Annotated in this window: 8 protein-coding genes; 4 read left to right on the forward strand and 4 right to left on the reverse strand. The window is 36.3% G+C overall.

Annotated features, from left to right (window positions below):
- Positions 1 to 15: 15 nt before the first annotated feature.
- The 4 genes from ULVI_RS08435 (at position 16) to ULVI_RS08450 (ending at position 4,638) form a co-directional block, all read left to right on the forward strand.
- The gene (locus ULVI_RS08435) at positions 16 to 228 is read left to right on the forward strand and encodes a hypervirulence associated TUDOR domain-containing protein (protein WP_068591759.1); all 213 of its coding nucleotides are present in this window, start codon (positions 16 to 18) and stop codon (positions 226 to 228) included.
- A gap of 6 nt (positions 229 to 234) precedes the next feature.
- Entirely contained in the window at positions 235 to 852 is a 618-nt protein-coding gene (locus tag ULVI_RS08440) for an L-threonylcarbamoyladenylate synthase (protein WP_068591761.1), read from the forward strand.
- A 93-nt stretch (positions 853 to 945) separates the two neighbouring features.
- The gene (locus ULVI_RS08445; RefSeq protein ID WP_068591763.1) at positions 946 to 1,782 is read left to right on the forward strand and encodes an alpha/beta fold hydrolase; all 837 of its coding nucleotides are present in this window, start codon (positions 946 to 948) and stop codon (positions 1,780 to 1,782) included.
- A gap of 579 nt (positions 1,783 to 2,361) precedes the next feature.
- Complete coding sequence (locus ULVI_RS08450; RefSeq protein WP_068591765.1) at positions 2,362 to 4,638, forward strand: beta strand repeat-containing protein; 2,277 nt, start codon at positions 2,362 to 2,364, stop codon at positions 4,636 to 4,638.
- An 81-nt stretch (positions 4,639 to 4,719) separates the two neighbouring features.
- Here ULVI_RS08450 and ULVI_RS08455 read toward each other — a convergent pair whose 3' ends face one another.
- The 4 genes from ULVI_RS08455 to ULVI_RS08470 form a co-directional block, all read right to left on the reverse strand.
- A complete protein-coding gene (locus ULVI_RS08455) occupies positions 4,720 to 6,762 on the reverse strand; it encodes an OmpA family protein (RefSeq protein ID WP_068591767.1) in 2,043 nt (680 codons plus the stop codon).
- Positions 6,763 to 6,772: 10 nt separating this feature from the next.
- Positions 6,773 to 7,738, reverse strand: coding sequence for a PorP/SprF family type IX secretion system membrane protein (locus tag ULVI_RS08460; RefSeq protein WP_241780968.1), 966 nt, complete (start codon positions 7,736 to 7,738; stop codon positions 6,773 to 6,775).
- A gap of 17 nt (positions 7,739 to 7,755) precedes the next feature.
- Entirely contained in the window at positions 7,756 to 10,662 is a 2,907-nt protein-coding gene (locus ULVI_RS08465; protein WP_082830822.1) for a T9SS type B sorting domain-containing protein, read from the reverse strand.
- A 221-nt stretch (positions 10,663 to 10,883) separates the two neighbouring features.
- On the reverse strand, positions 10,884 to 11,744 hold the full coding sequence (locus ULVI_RS08470) for an OmpA family protein (RefSeq protein WP_068591771.1): 861 nt from the start codon (positions 11,742 to 11,744) through the stop codon (positions 10,884 to 10,886).
- Positions 11,745 to 11,753 lie beyond the last annotated feature (9 nt).

The raw sequence follows: 11,753 nt of genomic DNA on the forward strand, positions 1-11,753 counted from the left end.
GTAAAAACAAAATCGATGATTAAAGAAGGTACAGAAGTCCAATGGAAATGGGGCACTGGTTTAGCAACTGGAAAAGTAGAGGAAACGTTTACTAGAAAAGTAACACGTACTATTAAAGGTAATGAGGTTACTAGAGAGGGCGAAGAAGGGAATAAGGCTTTATATATTATACAAGAGGATGGGGACGCTGTTCTCAAACTAGAAAGTGAAGTTGAACGAATACAATAAAAAAAGATGGCAGAATTAATACGCATTTACGAAGAAAATCCGAATCCAAAAGATATAAAACGGGTTGTTGATATTATTAAAAAGGGAGGGTTGGTAATTTATCCTAGTGATACAGTTTACGCACTGGGGTGTGATATTACTAATAACCGTGCATTAGAGCGCGTTGCACAATTAAAGGGAGTGAAACTCGAAAAAGCGAATTTCTCTTTTGTTTGTGAAGATCTTAGTAATCTTTCAGATTATGTAAAACAAATTGATAGTAGTACGTTTAAACTACTAAAACGCGCCTTACCAGGTCCTTATACTTTTATACTTCCGGGAAATAATAATCTTCCAACCGTATTTAAAAAGAAAAAAGAAGTGGGGATTCGTGTTCCCGATAATGCGATTGTTCGCGCAATCGTAAATATGCTCGGTAATCCTATAATCTCTACGTCTATTAAGGATGAGGACGAAGTAATAGAGTATACCACAGACCCAGAACTAATTTTTGAAAAATGGGAAAAATTAGTTGATGTTGTAGTCGATGGTGGATACGGTGATAATATTGCATCTACTGTAATAGACCTTACTGGAAATGAGCCTGTTCTTATTAGAGAAGGTAAAGGGAGTTTAGAAATTTAATAACCGATTAACACACTGCGTTAAAAATTAATTAAACAGGTTCTAAAATTTTTTCTACTGTAGCCTTCATCGTACTTTAAATAAAAAATTATTATGAGCTATATTAAAACCACATCAAAAGAAAAATCGAATCCTATTCATTTATATTATGAAGACTATGGCGAAGGACAGCCAGTAGTTTTAGTTCATGGATGGCCACTTAGTGGTGCGATGTTCGAATATCAAAAAGAAGCTATTGTTAATGCGGGTTTCCGTTGTATTACGTACGATAGAAGAGGTTTTGGTAAAAGTGATCAACCTTGGAATGGTTACGATTATGATACCATGGCAACAGATCTTAATGATCTTATAAATTCATTGTCATTAAAAGACGTTATTCTTGTAGGTTTTTCCATGGGTGGAGGTGAATTAGGTAGATATGTTAGAAACTTCGGAACAGCGCATCTTTCAAAAATTGTTTTTTTAAGTTCGATTGCACCATTTATGCTTAAGACTGATGATAATCCAGATGGTGTATCTTCGGAAACATTTGAAGAATTTAAAGAAGCAATTAGAAAAGATCGAGCTGGATTTATGGACGACTTCGGAAAGAACTTCGTTAATTATGAAGATAATAAAGATAAGGTAAGCGCAAAACAACTGCATTTTTGCTGGAGTATAGCAATGGGAGCTTTACCTAAAGGAACGTTAGATTGTATCGATGCTTTCGGAAAAACAGATTTACGTGAGGATCTAAAAAAAATAGATATTCCGTGCTTGTTTATTCACGGAGACAAAGATGAAGTAGTGCCAATAGCCCCTACAGCCAAACAAGGTCATAAGATTGTGAAAAACAGTTTGCTTAAAGTTATTAAAGGCGCTCCACATGGTTGTGTATTTACACATACAGAAGAAGTTAATTCTATCTTATTAGACTTTTTCAACTCCTAATAATTTTATAAATATTTGAACAAATAATCCACTCGAAAGAGTGGATTATTTCTTTTTAATCTAAAAATCAATCATTTGTAAGATTTTTCTTTCTATTTATCGATTTTATATTCAATATGTATTTTATTGTTTTTCAGTTATATAGTCTGAATGAGTTAAAAGAAAGTTGCATTAACGTTTCTGTAACATAAGTTTAACATATTCAGTTTTTAAACGAATTTATGTATTTGAACTTCACTTAATTACGTAAAATCGTTGAATTAAAAATTTGTTGTCAGTTAAATCCTACACGATTTTAATAATCTTATTTCAATTCAAAACTCCTATTGTATACGTAGTTTAAATTTCTCACTTTTAAAGTAGTTAAAAATGTGATCACATTGTTGACGAACTAACTCAAACTCAAAAAACTGCTTTCTAGTTTTATAGAATAACAATTCTATTTTTAGATTTTTCCAATTTTTTCATATCCCCTCAATTTTAAAAATGATTTTGTATAGCACTTTTATACATGCTTTAGCGTGCAATAAATACTGCTTACGAAATGACAATTACTAACAGTTAAAAATTAAATCATTTATGAAAAAAGTATTATTTAGTGCAGTTTTATTATTCGGGGCGACCGTATTCGCTCAGCAGAATAATAGTAATGTTGATCAATTAGGAAACGACAACGTATCAACAACAGATCAAACCGGAATCACAAACGACTCTAATACCATTCAAGACGGGTTTTCGAACGTTTCGAGCGTAACTCAGTCTGGTACTACCAATGTTTCAGAAGTTTCTCAAACTGGAGAAGTTGATGGGGATGGAGAAAATGCAAATCACGAAGCTACCGTTAATCAGAATGGAACTCTAAATACTTCCGAAGTAATTCAGTTAGATGACGATAATATTGCAAATGTTACACAAAGAGGAGATTTAAACGAAGCTTCTGTAAATCAAGATGGTTCTTCTCAACTTTCAGATATTAACCAACGAGGAGATGAAAACATGGCGGTAACTACTCAAGATGGAGATGCTGGAGACAGTGAACCAAACAATAGTAGTGCTATTAATCAAGTAGGTAATAATAACGTAGCTACTACCACTCAATCTGGTGAATTAAACGATGCTTCAACCAGACAAAATGGAAATAGTAATGAAACTATAACCAATCAAACAGGTACAGGAAACATGGCATCAACGTCACAATTTGGTGGAGACGACGGTGAGAACAGAAATCATGAGGCAACCATTACCCAAAATGGAATGGAGAATGCATCAACCGCAACACAACGGGGTGACGATCAGATCTTAGTGGTAGATCAAGATGGAACTTTAAATAGTTCGGATGCTTCACAAAGAGGATCTTCTAATCTAGCAACTATTACTCAAGATGGTATGGGTAACGAATCTGTGTCGGTTCAAAACGGAGATGCTGGTACAGCAGAACCTAATAATAATTTAGATGTAAATCAATTTGGTAACGGAAATAGTTCAGATGCAACTCAGTCTGGAAGTCTTAATACAGCGACTGTTGCACAAGGAAATCCTGCGAGCTCATCAGCTAGATCAAATGATAATGGAGCTGTAGTTTTTCAATCGGGTAATGAAAATAATGCAGTTGTTAATACTATTGGTAATGACAATACAGTAATGCAGTCACAAAGAGGTGATGGTAACGATGCGAATGCTAAGCAAGGGAATTCAAGAGAGCTATTTCCTGGTTTCTTTCAAAATACAAGAAGTAATAATAATGACATTGTTCAAGATCAAAGAGGAACTGGGAACGATGCTGATGCTATTCAAGGCGGATTAGGTGCAGGTGGAAATCTTATCGATCAAGGTCAACGTGGAACAGAGAACGAAGCAATCGCTAATCAAAATGCGGGAGCAAGCAACAATGTGATTACACAACGTCAACAAGGAACTTCGAACCTTGCGGATGCTATGCAGGGATCTGGTGGAGGAATTAGTACGTTCTCTAATGAAATCACTCAAACACAGACTGGAAACGGAAATAATGCAAAAGCAAGACAATTAATTACCACGAAGAACTCTACAGCTACTCAAACGCAGACAGGAAGAGATAACGTAGCAGATTCTAAGCAGCAAGGTGATAACAATACGACTACTCAAACTCAGAATGGAAGAGAGAACAATGCGGTAGTAGTTCAAGAAGGAACATTTGCAGGAACAAGCTTTGATAATGTGGCAACACAAACACAAGGTGGTTTCATGAACGTAGCAGATCTTAATCAGAAAGGTGCTACGAATACTGGAACACAAACTCAAGATGGAACGATGAACAATGCTACTGCAATGCAACGTGGTGATGGTCATACTGCATCTCAAACACAATCTGGACGTGAGAATTTAGCGGATGTAATCCAGAATACAGAAGTGAACGATGCTTCTCAGCCAGGTGCAAATACAGCAACACAGTCACAAACAGGTCGTGAAAATGAAGCGTATTCAATTCAGACGTCACCTTTCGGAAACGGAACAAATAATTCTTTAGTTTCTCAAACACAAATTGGACAAATGAACTTTGTAAGAACAGAGCAACAAGGTAACAACCATACTGCTACTATCTCTCAACAAGGAACAGGGAACGAGGCGTATGACCTTCAAAAAGGAGCAACTGAAACTTCTACAGTTACACAAAGAGGAACAGAAAACCTTAGTGAAGTAGTTCAAAACGGATTTGGACATACGTCTACCGTAGATCAAGTTGGAACTGAAAACATGAGTGATGTTTTTCAAACAGGTGGACAAAATAGTTCTATGGTAAGCCAAAATGGACTTATGAATATGAGTACTGTAAGTCAGAACGGTAATGGAAATAACGCGTCTGTTAATCAGAACTAATTTTCTATTGCTAATTTGATATAATGCATAAAACTGCCACTTATTACGAGTGGCAGTTTTTTTATTTAGTAGTGTGGCGAGTTAAAGACTTTTAATAACAAACTCACAACGTCTGTTGGTTTCGTGTTGTTCTTCGTCGCAGGCATCTTCGGTAGCACATTCTTGAATGGGTTGAGCTTCTCCGTAGCCTATGGCGGTAATTCTATTGGCTTCAATACCTTCTTCAATAAAGTATGCTAATACAGAGTTTGCTCTTTTTTGCGATAATTCTTGATTGTATTTTGCCGTTCCGCGAATATCGGTGTGAGTACCAATTTCTAATACCATCTCAGGGTATTTTTTCATCATGTCTATTACCTTTTGAGAAATCTTTTTAGAATCTCGACGCATGTACCAAAGGTTGTAATCGAAACGCATATTCTCAACGCGAATCATGAGTTTATCATCGCGCTTAACAATGTCTTTTTCTTTTTGGATGATATTTTTCACTCGGTCTTTTTCTTCCTTTACTTTCATTTTTTCAGCAGCAACACGTTTGGCTTCTTCTTGCTTTCGAATACTTTCTAAAGAGACCAATGCCATGGAAGCATCGTTTGTCTGATTTCGTCTTTTTCCGAGGAAAATTTTCTTCTCATTATTTTGATAGCCTGCTTTAGAAGCATTTATTACAATAGATAATTCGCAACCTGCGGGAAGTTTAAATGTTCCATTTTCGTCGGTTGTAATTTTTCCTGCGATGGCGTTTCCGTCTGTTTCATTACTAATTTGTAAGGTTACGTTTTTAAGAACTTCATTAGTAGCCGCATCGGTAATAGTTCCAGCTATAAACTGTCCGCAATCTTCAATGTTAAGATCTTTAGTTTCAGTAAGAGAATAGATGTCGTCTTTTCCTTTTCCACCAGGTCGATTCGATGCAAAATAGCCTTGTTTTGTAGCCTGATTAATATTGAATGAAAAATCATCGAACCCACTATTTACAGGAGTTCCTACATTGTCGGGTTTCTGAAAGGTGCCTTTTTTAGTTTCAGAAATAAAAACATCTAATGCTCCAAATCCGGGATGTCCATTCGAAGAGAAATAAAGACTTCCATCTGAAGCCACAAAAGGAAATTGTTCGCGTTGTGGGGTGTTGATAGTGCTTCCCAAATTCACAGGTTCACCATACATCCCATCTTTTTTTATTGCTACGGAAAAAATATCGAAAGACCCATTTGTTCCCGGCATATCTGAAGCAAAGTACAAGGTTTTCTCGTCTGGGCTCAATGCAGGATGTTCAATCGAAAAATTTTCACCATTAAAGGGGAGTACCGTGATATTTGTCCAAGTATCGTTCTCCCATGTCGCTTTGAACAGTTCGATATGTACTACATCATTTTCGTCGGTTTTTTTCTTTCCGTCAACATAGAAATTACGTGTAAAGTACATGGTCTTGCCGTCTTTAGTAAATACAGCGTTGGCTTCGTGTAGTTTTGTATTAATTTTTTCTGAAAATGGTTTTGCAACACTATCTCCAAACTTCATCCTATCTTTTTCTGCTGAATAAAGGTCTAGGTACGCTTCACCATTCCATCCGTATGTAAAAGTTAGCAGTCCATTCTGTTTTTTAGGTGCAGCAAAAACTACTTCACTACCGTGTTCGATCATTCCAAATTCTGAAAACTCGGTATTAATTTTTAAATTTTCTAATGCATAGCGATCACCGATGGCTCTTACATTTTCAAGGTATTCAAGGTCTTTTTCGAAGGCAGCAAGAGCTTCGAGGTCGTTGATCGATTTTAAATAATTCCGTTCTATCTTATTGGCGTCAGCATAATTGTTGTTAGCCTTTAAAGTTTGTACGTATTTAAAACGATAGTCGGCTTCGAGATCGTTTCCATATTTATTTGCCAAATAGCGATACCATCGAGATGCCGATGTAAAATCACCAATATTATAATAGCTATCCGCAAGATTTTTTATGACTTCAGTGTTGCTGTTTTTCTTTGTAATTTCTTTATATAATGGAATGGCTTGAGCGTAATAGGCATTTTCGAAATACCGATTTGCGCGCTTTAGATCTGATTGTCCGTAGGTTATGGCAACACATCCAAGAAGGATTATTATAAGGGAGCTAAGTTTTTTCATAGTAGGTATTTTAGAAGAATCTTGGGGATTTATTGAAGCCTTTATTTAGTTTCATTAAATCAAGATCGTAAAGAAGAAAGATCTCATGCGATCCAGAGTTGTAGTTTCCGAAATTAGTCACGGTATAATCGTATGCATATCCTACTCGTAGCTCTGGGGTTATTTTAAAATTTACCATTGCACTCACGGCATCATCAATGCGATATGAAAGTCCTAGTTCAAAACGATCGTATAAAAGGGCATTCATAGAAACATCTACCATAAAAGGTGCATTTGCTACACCTCGTAAAAGAATACTTGGCTTTAGTAAGACAGTTTCATTGAGTTGATAAACATATCCACCAGTTAAGAAAATGTGTATTTCTTCAGAGCCTAATCTTTCGATGCCATCACTACTTTCAAGATGTTTTGTACTTAGTACATTTGGAGTTGAAAGTCCGACATAGTAAGTGTCTGTGTAATAAAATGCACCTACTCCAATATTTGGAAATGTTCTACTCTCTCCTGGACCGAAAGCTACATCGGTTCCTGCACCACCAGATTCTAATTGAAATCCTTCAAAATTAGTGTCAAACAAAGTTACTCCTGCTTTTAATCCTAAAGAAAGATGATGGCCTGTATTATTTAGTTGGAGTTTATAGGCAAAATCTCCATAGATATTATTTTCGCGAAGTGCTCCATCACCAATATCATCGGCAACAAATGAGAGTCCTAACTCTACTTTTGTGTTAAATGGAACATGAGCAAATGCGGAGAATGTAGTGGGGCCACCAACAGCACCTACCCATTGGGAGCGATGAAAGCCACCAAAATTTATAACTCCTAGATCATCTGTTGCATAGGCGGGGTTTACAAGACTCATATTATACATGTACTGTGTATATTGTGGGTCTTGTTGAGAAAAACCTGTACAGCCAATAGCGAATATTGAAACTAATAACAGATTTTTTATAGTACGTAGGTATTTATTCATCATTAAGTGTTATTCGGGGGTTAACGGCTTAAGTATAATCTTCCTTGCTTTGGGGCGAGGTTGTCTCGGTTAAAATTCACGACATAGAAGTAAACTCCAGCGGGTACGATATCGCTTCCTAAGCCACCAGAACTACTTGTTCCGTCCCAAGGGCCTGTAGCGGAATTTCCTTTAAAGAGTATTTTTCCGTAGCGATTATAAATTTCTAATGTGTAATCTGGAAATATAAATTGAAAGTTTACTAAGTTGTAAGTATCATTAACGTTGTCTCCATTAGGAGAAAAACCATCCGGGATAAGCGAATCGTAATTTGTAGGATCGCAATTATCTAGCATAACAATTATTGGAATTCTAGCGCTATTACAACCAAATGTTGGATCTGTAGCTCCTACATAATAAGTTCCTTCTTCTAAGAGGTCATCGGTATCTAACGAGGCAGTGCCTGTAGCTGAGGCGAACCAAACGAGGTTGTAAGAAGCGTTTATTGTTATGTTTTCTTCAAGCTCTGCAATAGTAGGAAGATCGATAACACAAAGTTCAGGGTCACTTGACAAAACAGGAGCAGGAACGGTTATAACTGTGGCCGTAACAGCTAATCTATTAGGGTGCTCACAAACCCCTACTTGTTCAGTAGCGTAATAAGTTGTTCCATCCACAAGGAGAGTTGAAGCAGGAAGTCCAACACCTGCCGAAGCATCTGTGTACCAGATAATAGTGCCACCATTTTGAGAAGAAGCATTTAAATCTGCTACGGTAGGCATATCTTCAGCACAAAATACTGGATTTGCATTGTTTGTTATTGGTGTTTCAGTTTCAATTAAAGAAACTACTACCACACTTCTGTTAGAACTATTACAGTCATTTTCTGGATTTGTCGCAGTTACGTAATAATCTTCTCCGTCGATAAGCGGAGAGTTTACAGCTAATTCTTCTGTTGAGTCTGCCGTATCATACCATTGTAGACCTTGCCCACTAATTACTGTTATGTCTGATATTCTTGGAACATCGGGTTCATAATCTCCTAAACAAAACGACTGAGAGGCATCTAGGTTTGGAACATCAGGGATTCCATCAATTGAGAATGTTTCCGATTCTATAAAATCAAATTGCTCTCGGCATAAGGTGGTATCATTTTGAGTACTTTCAACAGTTACAATGTAATTGCCAGCAGGGAGTGTATTAATATTGATATCGTAGTTGGCAGTTCCTCCCGAAAATACGATTGTGTTTTGGGTTAAAACAACAGAACTTCCTACTTCCATAACTTTATATGAAACCGTATACTGTCCATTATTTAGTTGAGGAGCATTAATAGTCACCATAACACTAGCAGCATCACAGGAATTATCGATAATAAGATCCAATTCAATATTATCGGGTCTTGGGGTGACTTCGAAAGTTGTATCTATTGGTGCTATGGGACAAGGAGGAGCAAAATTTAATGGCTCATTAATGACAATCGTATAAGTTCCTGTTTCAGTGATAAAAGCAGCGTCAATAATAAAACTACCGTCTCCATTAGTAAAAGTAATTTCTTCTGAAGTTAGCACTTGCATGGTTCCTGAAGGAGCCGTAAGTTCGTAATTTAGTGTATATTCTTCATTAGACTGTTGTATAAGTGAACTGTCAACCACATTCGAAAGATATGCAGTAGTAGCTTCTCCAAAGCATATATCATCTGCAGTAAGTGTAGGTTGTTCAACCTCTAATATTGTAAAACTGTCTGTGGGAACATCTATAAAACTTTCGCAGAGTGAGGCTGGTCCCATATCTGTAATTTCTACTACGATCTCTACATTAGTAGGTAGGGGTTCATTTAAAGTAAAAGACGTATTACCATTCGAAAACTGTATTCCTGGAATTGAATATGTTTGTGATACACCACCCGAAAGTTGGACAGTTACCTCATAAATGCTATCAACTAACAAGGAATCATCGTACACGACATTTACAAGAGGGGGACCATTCCCTTCACAGTAATCATCTATTGATATAGTACCAACAAGGCTGAGTTGTTTTTCGATAGTTATTAAAACGGTAGTAAATTGATCTGGACACACCCCTTGTGTGGAGGAGACTTTATAAAGAAAGTTGAACATTCCTGGACCAAAAGTATCGTATATTTCTTGGAGGTTTATTATTGTATCGGCTGGAAAAGTTAGTTGTCCAGTTTCATCCATGTCGATCCAAACCCCATCTTCATCTTCATCTTCAAGTAAATCATGAAGGTTTAGATTGGTATAGTCTGAAAAATCATCTGTTTCACAAAACTCAAGATTTTCTGGCGTACCCGGATTGGGGAGTCGGTGAACTTCTAAAATTACCATAGATGTTCTTTCTGGACAATTTCCAACGGCAGGAGTCGTGTACTGAAAAGTATAAAACCCAGGCTCTAATCCACCAGTTGTAAACATTTCGCCCGATAAATTTCCAGTAGCGTTATTAGGAACTTCTTCCCAAACTCCATTAACATCTGTGTTTAAGTTATCTGAACTACTATCTAAAAAAGAAAATAAATTTACAGTATCTCCTTGACATGCATTGGCACCACCACTAGTATTACTTTCGCCAGGATATCCTCCTAAATTAATCGTGACGGTTGCGGTAGAGTTATCGCATGACGAAAACGAATATGTGAAAATATGAATGTTCGCTCTATTTATTGCCCATAGATTTACAATTCCACTAGCCTCATCAAGGGCATTGTTGTTTAAAGGATTCTCAGCGATCCAAATACCACCGGGTTGTGGCGTACCACCTAGTTCGTCAAAAAGATTGAAAGTTTGGTTGGCTGAGTCAAGATCTTTTTCGCACACCTCCACAATTGAAGAAGTACCCGTACATTGGGCGTTCGTTTGGAAGTTGAAGAATAAGAAACTAAATAATACTATGCTAAATACATAGTGTTTACCATAAAAGTTTAACATAATCGATTCGGGGGTTAAATTAAGTTTTCTTTAGGATTTGGACTACAAATATATATTTTAATATAATTAAAACAACGTTTTAGCGTAAAAATACGTGTTTTATCGATGTTGAGCTATTTTTTTTCGTGTAATTCTTACAATTATTAATGTTTACATTAATTATTGGGTATAAAAAAAGCCGATCCTTTTAGGATCGGCTTTAAAGCTAGGCTTTATAAAATTTAATTGATCTTAGGATCTTTTAATCCGTCTTCGATCATATTATAGAATTGATCAATTTTTGGTAGTACTACAATTCTCGTTCTTCTGTTTTTAGATCTTCCATCAGAATCAGCATTAGAAGCTACAGGAACATATTCTCCACGTCCACCAGCAGTCATACGAGCAGGAGCCACGCCAAATTCATTTTGTAAGATTCGAACTACTGAAGTAGCACGTAGTACACTTAAATCCCAGTTATCTTTAATTCCTGAAGTCTTAATTGGCACATCATCTGTATGTCCTTCAACTAAAAATTCAAAATCTGGTTTGTTATTTACTACTTTAGCTACTTTACCTAATACTTCACGTGCTCTCGAAGTTACCTGGTAACTACCACTGTTAAATAAAAGCTTATCACTTATGTTTACATAAACAACACCTTTTTCCACGCTAATTTCAATATCTTGGTCATCTAAGTTCCCAATAGCTCCTTTTAAACTTTGAACTAAAGCAAGGTTTACAGAATCACGACGTGTAACCGCATCTTGTAACTTACGAATAGTGAGATCTTTTTCTTTTAAGCTTTCTAACGACTTTTCAAGATTATCAGCTCCTTTTCTAGTAAGGTCTGTAAAGTTTCCGATCTGTTTAATAAGATCCCCATTGGTCGCGTTTAAAGAAGCCACTTGACTCTTTAATGAATTATTTTCACTCTCAAGCCCCGACTTATCACTTAAACAATCATTTAATTTAACGGTTGCAGTGTTTAAAAGGTCTTTTGTTTGTTTTTGTTGTGCTTCTAATTCTGTGAATTTCTTCTTTGAAACACATGAAGTAAGCGCTAAGCTGGAACATACAGCTAATATCAAAAGTTTTTTCATAATTGTGTT

The sequence above is a fragment of the Cochleicola gelatinilyticus genome (genome assembly GCF_001637325.1).
Lineage (GTDB): Bacteria > Bacteroidota > Bacteroidia > Flavobacteriales > Flavobacteriaceae > Cochleicola > Cochleicola gelatinilyticus.